This window comes from Exiguobacterium sp. s157 (assembly GCF_018618205.1).
In the GTDB taxonomy this organism is placed as follows: Bacteria; Bacillota; Bacilli; order Exiguobacteriales; family Exiguobacteriaceae; genus Exiguobacterium; species Exiguobacterium chiriqhucha.
Window position 1 is genome coordinate 58,320 of the sequence record NZ_JACSLQ010000003.1, and the last position, 16,134, is coordinate 74,453.

Annotated in this window: 18 protein-coding genes and 1 other annotated feature; of the genes, 8 read left to right on the forward strand and 10 right to left on the reverse strand. The window is 51.9% G+C overall.

The features are described 5' to 3' along the window. Window position 1: 1 nt before the first annotated feature. Window positions 2-1,381, reverse strand: a complete 1,380-nt coding sequence (locus KNP67_RS07455; protein ID WP_058765479.1) for a TrkH family potassium uptake protein — start codon at window positions 1,379-1,381, stop codon at window positions 2-4. A 141-nt stretch (window positions 1,382-1,522) separates the two neighbouring features. Between KNP67_RS07455 and KNP67_RS07460 the strand changes: the two genes are divergently transcribed. From KNP67_RS07460 to KNP67_RS07470, 3 genes are all read left to right on the forward strand, one after another. Continuing rightward, window positions 1,523-1,774 carry a hypothetical protein gene (locus tag KNP67_RS07460; RefSeq protein WP_233005246.1) on the forward strand — a complete coding sequence of 84 codons (252 nt, stop codon included), beginning with the start codon at window positions 1,523-1,525 and terminating at the stop codon, window positions 1,772-1,774. 87 nt (window positions 1,775-1,861) lie between these two features. Beyond that, a complete protein-coding gene (gene motA, locus KNP67_RS07465; RefSeq protein ID WP_021068127.1) occupies window positions 1,862-2,644 on the forward strand; it encodes a flagellar motor stator protein MotA in 783 nt (260 codons plus the stop codon). Further along, on the forward strand, window positions 2,622-3,398 hold the full coding sequence (locus KNP67_RS07470) for a flagellar motor protein MotB (RefSeq protein ID WP_021068126.1): 777 nt from the start codon (window positions 2,622-2,624) through the stop codon (window positions 3,396-3,398). Before motA ends, KNP67_RS07470 begins: the two co-directional genes overlap by 23 nt. 33 nt (window positions 3,399-3,431) lie before the next feature. Here KNP67_RS07470 and KNP67_RS07475 read toward each other — a convergent pair whose 3' ends face one another. The 4 genes from KNP67_RS07475 to KNP67_RS07490 all read right to left on the reverse strand — a co-directional run bounded on the left by KNP67_RS07475 (window position 3,432) and on the right by KNP67_RS07490 (window position 7,351). Then, complete coding sequence (locus tag KNP67_RS07475; protein WP_058765477.1) at window positions 3,432-4,856, reverse strand: dihydrolipoyl dehydrogenase family protein; 1,425 nt, start codon at window positions 4,854-4,856, stop codon at window positions 3,432-3,434. After that, window positions 4,853-5,218: a DUF1499 domain-containing protein gene (locus tag KNP67_RS07480; protein WP_058765475.1), complete on the reverse strand. Its 366-nt coding sequence runs from the start codon at window positions 5,216-5,218 to the stop codon at window positions 4,853-4,855. The genes KNP67_RS07475 and KNP67_RS07480 overlap by 4 nt, the downstream gene beginning before the upstream one ends. Before the next feature lie 64 nt (window positions 5,219-5,282). Then, complete coding sequence (locus KNP67_RS07485) at window positions 5,283-6,662, reverse strand: sensor histidine kinase (protein ID WP_214756382.1); 1,380 nt, start codon at window positions 6,660-6,662, stop codon at window positions 5,283-5,285. Then, window positions 6,659-7,351, reverse strand: a complete 693-nt coding sequence (locus KNP67_RS07490; protein ID WP_021068122.1) for a response regulator transcription factor — start codon at window positions 7,349-7,351, stop codon at window positions 6,659-6,661. The genes KNP67_RS07485 and KNP67_RS07490 overlap by 4 nt, the downstream gene beginning before the upstream one ends. A 125-nt stretch (window positions 7,352-7,476) precedes the next feature. Between KNP67_RS07490 and KNP67_RS07495 the strand changes: the two genes are divergently transcribed. Together KNP67_RS07495 and KNP67_RS07500 are read left to right on the forward strand one after the other, a co-directional pair. Continuing rightward, window positions 7,477-8,298 carry a Cof-type HAD-IIB family hydrolase gene (locus KNP67_RS07495; protein WP_021068121.1) on the forward strand — a complete coding sequence of 274 codons (822 nt, stop codon included), beginning with the start codon at window positions 7,477-7,479 and terminating at the stop codon, window positions 8,296-8,298. Between the two features lie 35 nt (window positions 8,299-8,333). Continuing rightward, window positions 8,334-9,323, forward strand: coding sequence for an alpha/beta hydrolase (locus KNP67_RS07500; protein WP_021068120.1), 990 nt, complete (start codon window positions 8,334-8,336; stop codon window positions 9,321-9,323). 40 nt (window positions 9,324-9,363) lie between these two features. On the opposite strand, the gene KNP67_RS07505 is transcribed toward KNP67_RS07500, so the two are convergent. The 4 genes from KNP67_RS07505 to KNP67_RS07520 all read right to left on the reverse strand — a co-directional run bounded on the left by KNP67_RS07505 (window position 9,364) and on the right by KNP67_RS07520 (window position 13,245). After that, complete coding sequence (locus tag KNP67_RS07505) at window positions 9,364-10,926, reverse strand: aromatic amino acid hydroxylase (protein WP_214756383.1); 1,563 nt, start codon at window positions 10,924-10,926, stop codon at window positions 9,364-9,366. Between the two features lie 53 nt (window positions 10,927-10,979). After that, window positions 10,980-11,176 (reverse strand) — a binding site (T-box leader). A gap of 121 nt (window positions 11,177-11,297) precedes the next feature. Next, entirely contained in the window at window positions 11,298-11,975 is a 678-nt protein-coding gene (locus KNP67_RS07510; RefSeq protein ID WP_214756384.1) for a uracil-DNA glycosylase, read from the reverse strand. Between the two features lie 81 nt (window positions 11,976-12,056). After that, on the reverse strand, window positions 12,057-12,692 hold the full coding sequence (locus KNP67_RS07515; RefSeq protein WP_214756385.1) for an FMN-dependent NADH-azoreductase: 636 nt from the start codon (window positions 12,690-12,692) through the stop codon (window positions 12,057-12,059). Between the two features lie 121 nt (window positions 12,693-12,813). Further along, on the reverse strand, window positions 12,814-13,245 hold the full coding sequence (locus KNP67_RS07520; protein WP_214756386.1) for a MarR family winged helix-turn-helix transcriptional regulator: 432 nt from the start codon (window positions 13,243-13,245) through the stop codon (window positions 12,814-12,816). A 159-nt stretch (window positions 13,246-13,404) separates the two neighbouring features. On the opposite strand from KNP67_RS07520, the gene KNP67_RS07525 reads away from it, so the two are divergent. From KNP67_RS07525 to KNP67_RS07535, 3 genes are all read left to right on the forward strand, one after another. Further along, complete coding sequence (locus KNP67_RS07525; RefSeq protein ID WP_021068115.1) at window positions 13,405-13,779, forward strand: hypothetical protein; 375 nt, start codon at window positions 13,405-13,407, stop codon at window positions 13,777-13,779. Between the two features lie 93 nt (window positions 13,780-13,872). Further along, complete coding sequence (locus tag KNP67_RS07530) at window positions 13,873-14,760, forward strand: diacylglycerol/lipid kinase family protein (RefSeq protein ID WP_214756387.1); 888 nt, start codon at window positions 13,873-13,875, stop codon at window positions 14,758-14,760. Window positions 14,761-14,816: 56 nt separating this feature from the next. Then, entirely contained in the window at window positions 14,817-15,341 is a 525-nt protein-coding gene (locus KNP67_RS07535; RefSeq protein ID WP_214756388.1) for a GNAT family N-acetyltransferase, read from the forward strand. A 34-nt stretch (window positions 15,342-15,375) separates the two neighbouring features. Here the strand turns inward: KNP67_RS07535 and cbpA are convergent, their stop codons facing one another. Then, window positions 15,376-16,011: a cyclic di-AMP binding protein CbpA gene (gene cbpA / locus KNP67_RS07540; RefSeq protein ID WP_021068112.1), complete on the reverse strand. Its 636-nt coding sequence runs from the start codon at window positions 16,009-16,011 to the stop codon at window positions 15,376-15,378. Between the last annotated feature and the right edge of the window lie 123 nt (window positions 16,012-16,134).

Consider the following 16,134-nt stretch of genomic DNA (forward strand, 5'->3'; position numbering starts at 1 on the left):
GTCATCCGATTAGCAACTTCTCTTTTGGATAGCGAATCTTCCGGTCCATCTGGCGTGCGACCGTGAAGAGGATCGTCAACGAACCGACACGACCGAGTAACATCATGAACATGATAAAACTCTTACCTGCATCGTTCAGTTCCGCCGTGATCCCGAGTGATAACCCGACCGTCCCGAAGGCCGAGACTGTCTCGAACAAGAGTGCTGTCGCCGGAATATGACCGTTCGTCAAGATAGTCAGTGCGGTAATCAATAAGATGAAGAAGAAACTCGTAATAGCCACGATGTACGCTTTTTTAATTTGGAACGCGTCAATCGTCCGCTCGAGGATGACCGTCTCTTTTTTCCCGACGATGAACGCCCACATATCGGCCAAGATGACGGCTACGGTCGTCACTTTAATCCCAGACCCAGTGGAAGCGGCTCCAGCACCGATATACATGAGAATCAAGACGACCCCGATTGAGATCGGCGCCATCGTCGTGAGGTCGATTGTATTGAAGCCTGCGGTCCGTGTCGTCACAGCCTGGAAGAAGGTGACGTGCATCGCTTCTCCGAACGGACGGCCATACAGTCCGCCCTCATTCGATACCCACTCAAACAACATGAGCGAGAACCAGGCAATCCCGTTGACGATGGCAAGCGAGGCAATCATGATTTTCGAATGGAGGGCGAGGCGCTTCCAACGTTTCACCTCGGTCGCATCCGCGATGGTCGTGAAGCCGAGACCCCCAATCATGAGCAGCACAGCAATCGTGATCACAATGGCCGTATTCTGCTCGAACTGCATCAAATTGTCCGGCCATAGGGCGAACCCGGCGTTGTTAAACGCTGAGACCGCGTGGAAAAAGCCATAATACAGCGCCTCACCAAAGCGATACTCACCGGTGCTGTACAGTTCGACCGTCAAAAACAACATGCCGAGAAACTGGACGATGAGCGTCGTGAAGACGATGTTGCGGACGAGACGGACCGTGCCGCCGGGTCCCGACAAGTTGAGTGATTCTTGGAGCAAGATGCGCTGCTTTAAACCGATTTTCTTTCCGAGCACACTAAGCAGCATGAGCGCGACCGTCATAAAACCTAAACCGCCGATTTGAATCAAGGCGACGATGACGAGCTCACCGAACGTATTAAAGGAAGTCCCAATATCAATTGTCGATAATCCGGTCACCGTTCCGGCCGACGTCGCGATAAACAGACAATCAATCCAGGACACGGGCTGTGTCTGTGCGAACGGCATATAGAGTAACGTCGCCCCTAAAAAAATGGCGAGCAAAAAGCCTGTCGCGATAAAACGGGCCGGCTTTTCAAACACGAGCCGGTAAAGCGCCTCAATTCGTTTTATGCGCAATTCCCGTACGGTCAATCGATGTCGCATCTCGCTATCTCCTTCAAATCAAGTTTTCTAAGGCTCATATTACTCCTCACTTATAAAATTGCCAACTAGAAAAATGTATCGCTAACTGTTTGCCAGATTTTTTGGTAATATGAGAGATAGACTTTATGAATGTTGAGGAGGTTGAATGAAACCGTGGACCCTAGTACGGTAGATCATTCGCTAACGGATGTCTCGCGAAGGTTGGAGCGTCAGTCACAATGCATGCCCGCCCATCTTTATTTCCAGCTCGAAGAACTGCTACATTGGTCACTTGATCAAGAAGTTGTGAATCAATTGTACGCATTATTAAAAAAATACGACGTGTTAACCGATATAGAGCGTGAAGAACGAAATATCAGCATCCAAATGCTGATTGACGAAAACGGCGCTTAACCATCGGGAACGCATTTGCGGGAGACGAGTTAAGTCTCTCGCTTTTTTTGTCTCCTGATTTTTTTTAGAAAGGTGGAAAACATAGACATGGATGTCGTCACGTTAGTAGGACTCATACTTGGGTTCCTCACCCTCGTCGGAGGGATGGTATTGAAAGGAGCCGGGATTGCCCCGCTCATCAACCCGGCAGCACTCGTCATTATTTTTGTCGGGACAGCGGCCGCGGTCAGTATCGCCGTTTCCAAAGAACAGCTGCAAAACGTACCGAAGTTGTTCGGAATTCTCTTCAAAAAGCAGGAGTTACCAAGTAAATCCGGGCTGTTGACACAGTTCGTCGACTTGTCGACGCAAGCGCGTAAAGAAGGACTCCTGTCGCTTGAGACAGCGCTCGAACAAGTTGAAGAGCCGTTCTTGAAACAAGGGATGATGATGGTCATCGACGGCCAACCATCCGAATATATCGCCGAGGTCATGTCGCGCGATATCGAGAACATGGAGCAACGCCATAAAGCGAACTCGGACATCTTTACACAAGCCGGCACGTACGCGCCGACACTCGGCGTTCTTGGAGCCGTTATCGGTTTGATTGCGGCCCTAAAAGATTTGTCTGATATCGAAAAGCTCGGTCACGCGATTTCAGCCGCGTTCGTCGCGACGTTGTTCGGGATTTTCACAGGATACGTCCTCTGGTTCCCGTTCGCCAATAAATTAAAGCAGTATTCGAAGAGCGAGGTCATCATCAAAGAGATGATGATTGAAGGGATTCTCTCGATTCAAAGTGGGGAGTCTCCGAAGACGTTAGAAGATAAATTGTCTGTGTATTTGTCTCCAAAGGAGCGAGCCGACTATGAAGCGCAAAAAGAAGCATGATCATGAGGAACATATCCCGGAAGGTTGGTTAATCCCGTACGCCGATTTATTGACGCTCTTACTCGCCCTCTTCATCGTCTTGTTCGCCTCGAGTAACATCGACCAGACGAAGCTCGAGAAAATGTCTCAATCCTTTAACCAAGTGTTCTCTGGCGGGACGAGCGTGTTCCAAGCTTCGACCGCCTCGAACAGTGACATCAGCCGTACGAACAAGACAGATACGACGGCGAATCCTCGGACATATGAGCTCGCCAAACTGGATGAGTTAAAAGAAGAGGTCAATCAATACATCAAAAAGAACGGGCTCGAACAAGAGATTGAAGCGACCATCAACTCGAGCGGTCTCGTTTTGACGATTCAAGACCGAGCCTTGTTCAGTATGGGGGAAGCGACGCTTGACGCCGAGGCTAGAACGGTGGCCGGCTCGATTAGCGGTATCCTGGAAAAAGCCGGTAACCGTGAGATTGTCGTATCGGGTCACACCGATAACATCCCGATCAACACGGCCCGGTTCCCGTCGAACTGGGAACTCAGTTCAGCCCGGGCCACGGCTTTCATGCGCGGCCTGTTGACGAACGATGCTTTGAATCCCGGACAATTCACGCTTGCCAGTTACGGAGAATACAAACCGATTGCGACGAACGACACCGAAGCAGGGCGCTCGAAAAACCGCCGCGTCGAAGTGTTGATTAAACCACTCGTCGATTTATCAGAAGGCTCACCGAAGATGCTCGAAACAATCGTCTTGCCATAAAAAATCCCACTCTGTTGAGAGTGGGATTTTTCGTTATCGGGTCCATTCGAAGTACTTGCGTGACAAATCCGTGAGCGGGCTGTTGAACAAGCGTTTCCGCCAGTAAAGGTCGGCCACTTTTTTCACGGCCTCGCTTCGCGACGGGTACGGATAAATCATGCGGGACAGCTTGCCGATTTTATCGCCTCGTTGCATCGCATAGACGACGATTTGCATCCAATCCCCGGCCGTCATACCGATGGCGTGACCGCCGATGATTTTGCCGTTCTTGCGCGTGATAATTTTGACGAAACCTGTCTCTTGTCGGTCGGCGACGAAGCGGTCGACCTCGGACAGTTTCGCTTCAAACACCTCGACATCGTCACCATGACGCTCCCGTGCCTCAGCTTCGGTCATGCCGACGTGGAACACTTCCGGTTCCGTGAACGTGATCCACGGCATCTTCGTGTAGTCGACCTTGTTCCAAAGTCCGAACAAGGCGTTGGCCACGACCGCTTTTCCTTCCTCGCCAGCTGCGTGCGTGAACGGTAACGTCTTAATCGTATCGCCAATCGCAAAGATATGAGGTTGTGACGTGCGGTACGTCGACGTGACGTCGACGAATCCGTCTTTGACGTGGACGTGAGCCCGGTCGAGTCGAAGCTCATCGATTCTCGGTTTCCGTCCTGTCGCCACGAGCAGCTTGTCCGCCTCGTACGTGACCGTTTCGCCATCGATTTCGCCGGTGACGTGAACGCGTCCCTCGACTTCCGAGACTTGATTGATGTTGATGCCGATTTTAAGGCGCATCGCCATCTCGAGCTGCGAACGGAGCAACTTACTGACCGATTCGTCCTCTCGCGGTAAGAACGTGTCCTGAGCCTCGAGCACGGTCACTTGACTACCAAGACGAGCGAACGACTGGGCGAGTTCGAGACCGATCGTCCCGGCCCCGATGACGATGATGCTCTCCGGCAACGTCTCTTCTTCAAACACTTGCTCATTCGTTAAGTATGGCACGTCGTCCAAGCCGTCAATCGGCGGTATCGTCGGTTGCGAGCCGGTCGCGATGACGAATTTCTTCCCAATCAGTAAATCGTCACCGACTTTGAGTTCGTATGGGCTTTGGAACGAGGCCTCGCCGATATACACGTCGACCCCAAGTTTTTCGAAACGTTCCGTCCCGTCATGGTCTTGAATGATGGCACGGGCACGGTCGACGCGTGCTTTCGTCGTCTGGTAATGGTCGCGGCCGTCAAACTCGGCTCCGAGTACTCGGGCAGCTTGCATCATGCTGCTCGCTTCTTTCGAGGCGGCGATCAGCGCTTTCGACGGGACACACCCAACGTGAAGACAGTCTCCACCCAGGTGTTTTTTCTTCTCGACCAAAGCGACTTTCGCCCCTAAATTTGCGGCACCGGCCGCGACCGTCATCCCGGCCGCACCCCCACCAATCACAATCAATTGATAATCCTTCATCTCATCAACCTCCGATAGCGTTCACTCACGTCTTGCATCCGTTTCCGGTTCACTCCAAAGTCAGAGTGACCGAGTCGTGATGCCGAGCGGAATTCAATTTGTCTTGTCTCATCGTCGAATCGAAATTCGACGTCATCTTTAAAGCGCATCAGTTTCGTCGTGACGACATAATGGAGCGTGTCCTCCGTCTCCTTGACGAGCTCGGTCCGAGGCAGTTGCCCCATCACCATCTTGATTGTCTCGATGCTCTCGGCGCGGTCTCGCCCGTACGGGAGCGGCTCCATGCGTAGCGCTTCGATTGTCGTTTCGGTCGAGACGGCGTTCGGACTACCTGACAATGGCTTCAATGATTTCGTTGCCATGAAAAAAACCTCCCTCATTCTACATACAATTACATGTATCCTGAATTCGGAAGGTTTAACCCTTTTAATGCAGTTCGCTCGGGTCGAGCGGCAAGAGAACGGTCACCGTCGTCCCATGACCGATCTCACTTTCGATGACGAGCTTTCCTTCGTGGGCCTCGATTAACTCCTTAGCAATCGCCAGGCCGAGCCCGCTGCTCCCTTTCGTCACTTGCGCCTGATAGAACATTTCAGTGATGCGCTGCAAGTGTTCCCGTGAAATACCAGGTCCCTCGTCAATAATTGAGATGAACGCGACTCGCTCCGATTGCACGAACCTTACCGTCAACGTCCCACCTTCTGGCGAGAAGCGGATGGCGTTCTCGAGCAAGTTTAAAAATACTTGCTTCAGCCGGTTCTCATCGAACAGTCCGATCGACTTTTGCGGATATCGCTCAATGAGCGTAATCTGTTTGTCTTCGAGTGACTGTTTCAATTGAATCGTCACTTTCCGTAACAACGACACGAGATCAAGTTCTTGCCGATACAAGACGAGCCGGCTCTCTTCAATCTTCGTGTAATCGAGCAGCTGCTCGACGAGCCCGATCATCCGCTCCGTCTCCGAATGGATGATGCTCAAACCGAGCTCGGTCTCGTCCGACACTTTCTCGTCCCCGCCTCGAATCGTCTCCGTCCACCCTTTAATCGAAGTGAGCGGCGTCCGCAACTCGTGCGACACGTTGGATAGAAATTCATTTCGCGTCGATTGGTGCTGCTGGACTTTCGCACCTAAATATGTGAGCGTCCGGGCCAGTGCCCCGAGCTCATGTTTTTCATTGGAATAGACTTCAACATCGAAATCACCTTGCGCCATTTCATCGGCCGTCTCAATGATGTCTCGAATCGGTCGCACGAATCGGTCTGCAATCCGAATGACAGCATAGAGCGCGACCAACCAAATCAAGACGCCAATCATGACGACAGCCATCCAAATCTCGCGAATCAACGTGTCAAGGTCGGCGAGCGGCCGCGTGAAGCTGATGGCGAATTCACTCGTCTCTTCCGTGATGATTGGACTCGTCACCGACAAATAGTGATTCCCATCGGCATCGTAGTCTTGGACGACGGACTCGCCTCGAGCGAGATCTTGCAACTGTTCGGTCGAAAAGGCCGCCTGTTGCGCCCGCTGTCCCGTCGTTTTGATGATTTGACCGGTCCGGTCGACAATCGTCAAATCGGTACCGGGATAGCCGAACGTCCGAACGAGCACCGAGAACGCGCTCGGTGTCTCGAATCCGACTTGCGCCTGTGGATACAGATAGGCGCTCTTCGTCGCATGGCTGAGTAGTGTCTCTGATTCATATTCATAGTAATAGCGGTACGTTCCGTACGACAGGACGCTCACGAGCAAGACGAGCACGAGCGTCATGACGAGCATAATCCGAATGACGAGCTGTTGCTTCATCCGTCATGTCTCCGCCACTTGTACCCATGCCCCCATAGCGTCTCGATATAAGCCGGGTGACTCGGGTCGTCTTCAATCTTTTGACGTAGACGACGGATGTTGACGTCGACCGTCTTTCTGTCCCCGAAGTAATTGATGCCCCAGACGGCATCTAACAGCGCGTCACGCGATAAGACGACTTCCTCGTTTTGGACGAGGTGACAAATCAAATCGTATTCGGTCGGGGTCAAATCAATCGCCTGCCCATACTTCGTCACTTGCTTCGCCGCCAAATCGATGGCGAACGGTCCGGACTTCAACCGTTTCTTTTCTTTACGCTTCACTTTCTCGACACGGCGCAGGAGTGCTTGAATCCGTGCCACAAGCTCACCTGGGCTAAACGGCTTGGCGATATAATCGTCCGCCCCTCTGCCGAGCCCTTCAATCTTATCTTCTTCAAGCGTGCGTGCCGTCAGCATGATGATGCCGACGTTCTCATCTAAGTCGCGGATGGCGGCGCATGCCTCGAATCCATCCATCTCAGGCATCATCACGTCGAGCAAGACGACATCGAACGGCTCACGGTCGAACGCTGTGACCGCCTCGCGTCCGTTCGTCGCCTCAAAGACGTCAAATCCGGCTCGTTTTAAATTAACGATGATAAAGCTGCGAATCGCATGCTCATCTTCGGCTACTAATATTCGATTCATATATCCACCTCTTCTGAAGTTCACTACTCTACATTATAGTTACGTTTTTGCGACAAGGTTGTCAATTGACCTCAAATCGTATTAGGATGGAGTCATTAGATTCTGAAGGAGGACTCCTTACCATTATGAGTTACAAGATGATTGTTTTAGATATGGACGATACGCTCCTCACGAGCGACCATACAATTTCCGCCAAGACGAAAGCAGCCTTGCTAGATGTACAAGAACGCGGACATAAAGTCGTGCTCGCGAGCGGTCGCCCGACATACGCGATGTGGGATGCCGCCCGTGAACTCGAACTTGCCAAATATGGTAGCTATATTCTCTCATTCAACGGTGCCTCAATCATCAATTGTGAGACGAATGAAGAAATCTTCTCGAGTACGTTGCTTCCGGAGACGGTCGCCCATCTCCATGATATCAGTGTCCGGGAAGAAATCGCGATTCATACGTACATCGGTAACGAAATCGTAACCGATCAACCGAACCCGTATACTGATATCGAAGGTGAATTGACGGGGATGCCGGTCATCCATGTCGCCGACTTCAAAGAAGCGGTCACGACGCCTGTCGTCAAATGTCTCATGCTCGGTGACGGCGACACGCTCGCTCCAATCGAAACGAAACTGCAAGTCGAACTTGAAGGAAAACTTGCTGTCGCGCGTTCAAAACCGTTTTTCCTTGAGTTCACAGAAGCGGGTGTGACGAAAGGGACGAGCCTTGCTTTCCTCGCCGAACACGTCGGAATTGAGCAAGCCCACGTCATCGCTTGTGGCGACGGGAACAATGACCTCACGATGATTGAATGGGCCGGCCTCGGAGTCGCCATGGGCAACGCCAACACGACGGTCAAAGGCAAAGCCGACTTCATCACGAAATCAAACAACGAAGACGGGATTGCCCACGTCATTGAGACGTTCATGGGAACGGTCCTCGTCGATCGGTAAGTGAACAAACTGGATTGAACCAAGGAGGAATTACGATGAATAAAGGATTGAAACGAGCAGGACTTGGACTGGTCGGTACGGCTGTCGCCGGTGCCGCCTACGTATTTTTGTCCCCGAAACCGACCTCACGTCTCGTTAAGACCTCATTTGCCGGCGGGAACGAAGTGGCCATCAAAGGGTTTGATGAAGTCGTTCAAAAAACATCGGTCCGGAAAGATATCGACTATCATTCAGCCTATGAGAACGGGACGTTCGACTTGATTCGCTATGAAGGCGAGAAACAAATTGTTCCGACCATCTTTTGGGTGCACGGCGGTTCGTTCGTCGGTGGCGACAAGGCCGACGTCTTCAAATATGCGACGTCAATCGCGAGCAACGGCTATAACGTCGTTAGCGTCAACTACGCCCTTGCCCCTGACGTCACGTATCCCGTCCCGCTCCAGCAGCTTGAAGAAGCATACACGTATATCGCGGAAAACAATGACCGCTTCCGTCTCGACCTCGACCGCGTCTTTTTTGCGGGCGATTCGAACGGGGCCCAACTCGTCGCTCAGTTCGTCGGTATTCAATTGAACGACGACTACGCACCATCGGCCGAAGTGAATCAAGTCGTTCCGAAAACGTCGATCCTCGGCACGATTCTCATGTCAGGTCCTTATGACTTGAAACGAAGCATCATCGAGTCATCGAAGGCGGTCAACCGCTTCTTGTTCAAACGGATCGGTTGGGCTTACTTCGGAACGTACAATTGGGAAGACTTGCCGGTCGTCGCGGAAGCGTCGCCGCTCGTGAATATCCCGGCCACGTTCGTTCCGACGTTTATCACCGATGGCAACACCGGTTCGTTCGAAACGCAAGCGAAAGAATTTGCGACGATCCTCTCAGGTCGTGCGGACGTCACGAGCGTCTTTTATGACCGAAACGAGCACACACTCGGCCACGACTACCATTTTGAGATGGATAAGCCGGCAGCCAGTGCAACGTATCGCCGTTTAATCACGTTCTTGCGTGAAACGACGCGTTAACAAATAATCCCCGCCCATCATTGGGCGGGGATTATTTTTGTCAGTTGAGCAATGCGAGCGCGCGGCCAATCAACTCATGCCGCGACGGTGACGTCTCACGTAACGCGTGCAACCGTTCCGTCAACGCCTGTCGAAGCGCATCAGACTCGACGAGCTCCAAACATTCGATGTGGAGCAACCAAGCATCGGGATGATCGGTAAGAATCGTCGGCACGAGCTCATCAATCGACTCGCCTTGCTCCCGCATATTGCGGACCTGATTGAACATCGGGTCATCGTTCGTCCATACTCGGGCGTCACGTTCAATCTGGACCGGCTTCTCCAAGATGACGAGTTCTTCAATCTCGGTACCCGGGAAAATCGACGGCAGCGTATCTTGTCTCACTTCGAGTGTCTCCAGTTTAATCTGTCGTCCTTCGATGGTGACGACGACGTCTTCGAGATGCAACGCCTCTGTCGTCTCGCTGACGACTTGACCGTCTAACCGAATGTCCGCTGTCGCCAACACGTCTTGAAGCGGTCCATCGAGCACGAGCAGGCCATGATTATGCAAGTTCGTCAATTGACCGTGATTGACGTTCACACAGTCGTCCCATTGGATGAGGGCACGTGCCCCAGAGCGTGTCACGTGACGAATCACACCGACGCGATCCGTCCCGTCTTCTAGTCGGATGGTCGATTGACTGCCCGACGCGAGCGCCTTCTCGAGCGAAGCGATCCCACCTTGGTTGACCGCCATCCGTGACTCGAGTTCGTCTAGCGCGTCCTTCAACGCTTCAAAGTCTGGAATGACGAATAACTCGCGTTGCATATTCGTCACGTCTTGTTTCGTCTCAAGGGCGTGCTCCAAATTGAATGGATGCTTCGTGACGGCGTCTGTCAAACAGTGACGGCTCTCTCCGACCGAAGATAACAGGCCTGCCCCGTAGATGAGCGGATTGTCTACATCACCGATGAGGCCAAACTCGACCGTCCACCAAAAGATGCGGGCGACTTGTTGTGCTTCAGAGAAGCCGGTCACTTGGGCTTTGGCCGCATGAACTGCCGCTTCCGCGGCTGCAATCTCCTCGTCCGTCGAGTTCGCATTCTCCTTCACGACGGTCAATCGTTTAAGTGCTGCGAACGAGGCATGTTCTTCTCGATTCATGAATGCCCTCGCCCCGAGCTGACCGAACCGCTTCACAATCTGTGAAAATTCAGGATCCATCAACATTGGTGCATGGCCGGCCGCCTCGTGGATGATATCCGGTGCCGGACTGTACAAAATATTCTCGACTTTTCGGATATCGGTCGCGACCGGCAACATCCCGTTGCCTTGGAAATCAAAGAAAGCGACGCCTGGAATGAGACCATCGACTGCGACCGTCGACCAACCGGCCGACCGCATCTCTTCGGTCATCTGTTCGACGTTCGGGAGACGCTCCGGTCCCATCCCCGTCTTTTTCAACCCTTCGATGTAGAACGGGTGGGCCTTCCCTTCAAGCGTGTGCAAGTTCAGTCGTAAGACGAAGCGCCAGACAGCATGATCGGTCGGCGTGTACTCGTCGTAGAACTGTGGCGAAATATGAGGGGCCAAATGGCGTGGAATGATTTGTGTGAGCATGATGTTTCCTCCTTTAGTTGACTGAACGTAAAAAAATCCCTATCGATTCACTCGATAGGGACGACGATGCCGCGGTACCACCCTGATTACTAGACGGACGTCTAGTCACTCTACTCCGATAACGGGGGACCGCTCAACACGTGAGAGCTCGCGAACTGTAATTCGATTCATCCTATGGGCGTGTTCACAGCACCACACGCTCTCTGGGCCAGGGAAGATGTCTCTACTTCGGTTCGATCATCGCTTTTATACTGTTATACAGTTATGCTTCTATGCACATACGCTTTTAAGTGGTAAAGCATCTTGTTGCTAGTAATAATAACAGACCGTTTTTGCGACGTCAACAAAAAACAGTCCGCATATGCGAACTGTCATAAACACCAATCAATTTCAGGTTGGCCCCACGCCTTCAGCTTGACGTTCACTTGTGAGAACGGCTTCGACCCGAAGAAACCGCGATGGGACGAGAGTGGGCTCGGGTGGACCGACGTCAAGACGACGTGTTGCGGACCGATCCATTTCTGTTTCTTCTTCGCATCGTTGCCCCATAGGATGAAGACGATCGGCTCTTCCCGCTCTCCGAGTCTTTCGATGATAGAGTCGGTGAACTGCTCCCATCCCTGTCCCCGATGTGAACCGGCTTTGCCTGCTTCGACCGTGAGCGCGGTGTTGAGCAGCAACACGCCTTGCCGTGCCCACTTCTCTAAATTCCCGCTGGTCGGTACCGGACAGCCGATATCGTCATGCAGTTCTTGAAAGATATTCCGCAATGACGGCGGGAAGCGGACACCGTCTTGGACCGAGAAGCTGAGTCCATGCGCTTGGTTTGGTCCATGGTAGGGATCTTGTCCGAGAATGACGCATTTGACGTCCTTAAACTTCGTGTAGACGAACGCATTCCAAATGTCGTCTCGGGCCGGATATACGGTCGATGTCGCATACGCCTCATCGACGAACGCTTTCAAGTCAGTAAAATAAGGCTCGGTCATCTCGGATGCAATGATGTCGCTCCAATCCCCGAGCAGGCGATCTGATAACTGTTCTCCCATGTCACTCTCCCCTTTCCGTCTTATCATACCCGAATCAATGGCACACAAAAAGGCGAGCCCGCTTGGACTCGCCCTTGAAGATTATACAGTGACTGCGCCTGCGACTTCTTTCGCAAGTGTTTCAGCTTTCGCTTTCGCGTCAGCAACGATTTCTTCGATTTTGTCTGGGTATTGGTTCATGCCTTCAACCGGAAGTGTCGTCACTTCTGTCACGCCTACGAATGCGAGTGCTTGACGAAGGTATGCGTCTGCGAAGTTGAGGTCTGTACCTGTGTAGATTCCACCCGTACCTTGGATGTGAATCGCTTGTTTGTTCTCGAGGAGGCCAACTGGACCTTGTTCTGTGTAACGGAACGTCTTACCAGCAGTCAATACGCTGTCGAGGAACATTTTCATGCGAGCTGGGAAGAAGAAGTTCCACATTGGTGTCGCGAACACGTAAATGTCAGCTTCCATGAACTTCTCGAGCATGCCGCTCATCGTCGCTACTTTAGCCGCTTCGACATCAGTGAGTGCTTCGCCTGAAGCGAATTTGCCCCATGCGCTGAGGACGTCGCCGTCGATTTCTTGAACATCGACATCGTAAAGTTCGATCGCTTCGACTTCAAGTGCCGGGTTCTCGTTCGTGAGTGTCGTCATGAACGTTTCTGCGACTTGTTTGCTGTATGACAATTCAGTTGGTTTCGGGTTAGCCGATACGTATAATACCTTTTTCATAAATGGTTTCCTCCATAAGCGTAATCTCTATTTTTGTAACAACAGTTAGAACTATATCATCTGTATATCTCACAGTCAATTAGTTTAACTTCAAGATAAATGATAAAAAAACAGGCAGGCGTCATTTGCCTGCCGCGTTATAACCGACTCGTTTCAATAAATCGATTAACTGTTCCGTCTCTTGGTCGCTAAGTGGACCGTAGATGTCTTTAAAAATCTCGATATGCTCTGGATAGACGACATCCATCAAGTGCTTGCCTTCCTCTGTCAACGAGGCGTATGTGACGCGCCGGTCAGACGGGCAAGCCACACGCTCAATCAAGCCACGTTTTTCAAGTTTATCGATCACGTATGTGACACTGCCGCTCGTAATCAAAATTTGGTCCCCGATTTGCTGGAGCGGGGTATCCCCTCGTTTATACAAGACCGATAAAACACCGAACTCTGTTGAATTCAATTGGTGGCGTCGTAAATCGTCCTTCACACGGTCACTGATCGCGTCCATCGCTCGTGCCAAGACGATCCATGCCTTCAATTCGAGTGATTCAATCATGTCGGTTTCACCTCAATTCGTTCATCATTTACCTTTAGTATAGCAGGACATGAGCAGTATACGGTGGGAAAAACGCTTCGTCAAGAAACTTCTTCGTTGTCGCCCCTGTCTGAAACGTATAGAATGGAATTATTGCGATTTTTAGAAAGGGTGGACGGTATGCGTGAGTATTACGAGATATCATTGACGATTAAACAAGCCTATTTGAGTACGGTCATCGAGTTGTTGAACCGGGAAGGGATCGCCCCAGACTATGCGCTCGAAAAAGAAGGCGCGGTCTTTTTACTATTCAACCACTTGCCATGGCCGAACGTCACGCGCGAACCCCATGCGGTCGAACGCTTTTTATTGACGTTGTCGCGTGAGGACTATTTGTTCGTCAAAACGAAACGTAAGTCCCCCGTCCCGGACCATGAGCCGGTCGCCTGCATGGGTGCATTCGACTCGCCGTTCCATGAACATTTGAAGATTGAACTCGCCGTCGACGAATCAGATGCAAGCCACCTCGATATGTCGGCATTCCGCCATTATTAAACAACACGTCTGTGTTGTTTTTTTTATGACTAGTCTCGCCACAGGACGGGAATAGATGACAATATCTGAATGTGAAAAGGGGAATGTGCTTTGATGGATACAGTCATGTTAATCGTCAACCCGTCGTCCGGGAAAGAGTTAGGGAAAGAACACGCCGCGGCCGCGGAGGAAGTCTTGCGAGAGCGTTACGGCAACGTCGATGTCCGGTTCACGGAGAAAGCAGACGATGCCACACATTTTGCGAAAGAAGCGGCATCGAAACAATATAAAGCTGTCATCGCGATGGGTGGCGACGGGACGCTGAACGAGGCCGTAACGGGGCTCGCCGAAGCGGATCATCGTCCTGATTTCGGCATCATCCCGCTCGGTACCGTCAACGATCTCGCACGCGCGCTCGGCGTCCCGAGCGACCCCGCAAATGCCATCGAGGCACTCAAGACGGCGCAACCGACACCGATGGATATCGGCAAATACGAGAATGGCTACTTCATGAACGTCATCGCGATCGGCCTCATCGCCGAGGCTGTCGACGAGGTCAGTGTCGAGGAGAAAACAAAATGGGGCCCGTTCGCCTACTTGATTGAAGGAATCAAAGCGTTCCGTGAGCATAGTCCATACGCCTTGTCGGTCCAAGCCGAAGAGCACACGTTCGATGGAGACGCCTATTTGGTCGTCATCGCCCTCACGAACTCGGTCGGCGGGTTTGAAAACTTTGAACCGGACGCCGAACTGAACGACGGGTTACTTCACGTCTATCTGTTTGAGAACCTCGGCTTTAAAGACGCCATCCAACTCGCACCGGCCCTCTTCACCGGCAAGTTGAAAGAGACGGACAGCGTCACGTCGTTCACGACGAAACGGGTCCATGTCGACTCGCCAGAATCACTTCCGATCAATGCCGACGGAGATACGGGCGGTAAACTCCCGCTCACGTTCGAAGTGCTTCCGAGCCACCTCAACGTCTTGAAGCCGATTCAGTAAAAAGGGGACTTTTCAGTTCGAGGGCAAAGAAGAATGCCTGAAAGGAGGGGAACTCGATGCCCATCTCGCTCGTCCCATTGCGAGAAGCGTCCGACGCCATCGTCGCGACGTTCAATCGTTGGAATAACGATCCCGCCATCGTCCATTTGATTCGTCCGGCCCGATCCGAAGCCGAACTCGTCGCGGAACACCAAATGACGGTCGCAGACTTGACGGAACGTCTGGACACGCACGATATTTTCTTGATTTACGACGATGATCGGCTCATCGGCGAGGTGAACTTCATCTATGACGCCCCGCACTTGTATGACAAAGAACGCGGCAGCGCTTGGCTTGGTCTGGTCATCGGTGAACAGACAGGTCGCGGGAAAGGCGTCGGCACCGCAGCCCTCACGTTACTGGCAGATCGACTTCGTGCCCAAGGTGTGCCACGCATCGAGCTCGGTGTGTTCGGATTCAATGAAGCGGCGCATCGCCTCTATCAAAAGCTCGGTTATCACGAAATTGCCCGTATCGAAGCGTTCACGTACTGGGACGGTCAATTTTGGCCGGATATCCGGATGGAAAAACGATTGGATTGAATAAGGCCTTCCTCGCATCGAGGAAGGCCTTTCGTCAGTTATTTAAATTCTCGACTTCGACGACGCGGAACCCTTTTTGTTCGAGTTTGGCGACAATCTTGTCTTTTGTCTTCTCGTCACAGTCCGGCGGCAACGTGATTAACACGCGACGCAACACCTTGCTCTTGGCGTCAAGCGTCATGAGGCTGGCGATTGATGAATATTTGCTGATGACTTTCGTGATTTTCTCGAGCGCCCCTGCCTGCTCACTGAGTGCAATCGTGACGACATAGCTCCCCGTGTCACGGCTCCATGCCTCTTCGAGCATGCCGAGCATCTTCCCGTGTGGCAAAATCCCGTAAAATTCGTTGCTCTCGTCTTTCAAGACCGCGATATACGGAAGTTCTTTGATTGAGAAGAAGACTTTGAAAAAGCCGTCTGACTCGTGAACGTACTTTTGCGTGTTCTTGATGAGTTCCATAACGTTATCGTCTAGGCTCGCCCCACTCATCCCGTGGCGATAAATATGCATTTTATAAATATTACCGCGGAAAAACGTTCCCGTCTCATCGAGCACAGGGACACAACGGTAGCCTGTCTTTTCGAGCGTGTCGAGCGCTTCGCGCAATGTCGCCTTTTCACTGATTGTGACGACATCTTTCTTCGGAATGCATAAGCTATGCACTAACATGCGGTTTTCCTCCTAGCCAAATTGAAAGTGGTCTACACCCTATTCATTACTATTCCCCAAATACGATTGAAATCCTGCCATCAATTTTCAAAACTTATTCCGGTCTGGATGCGACCTCGGGAT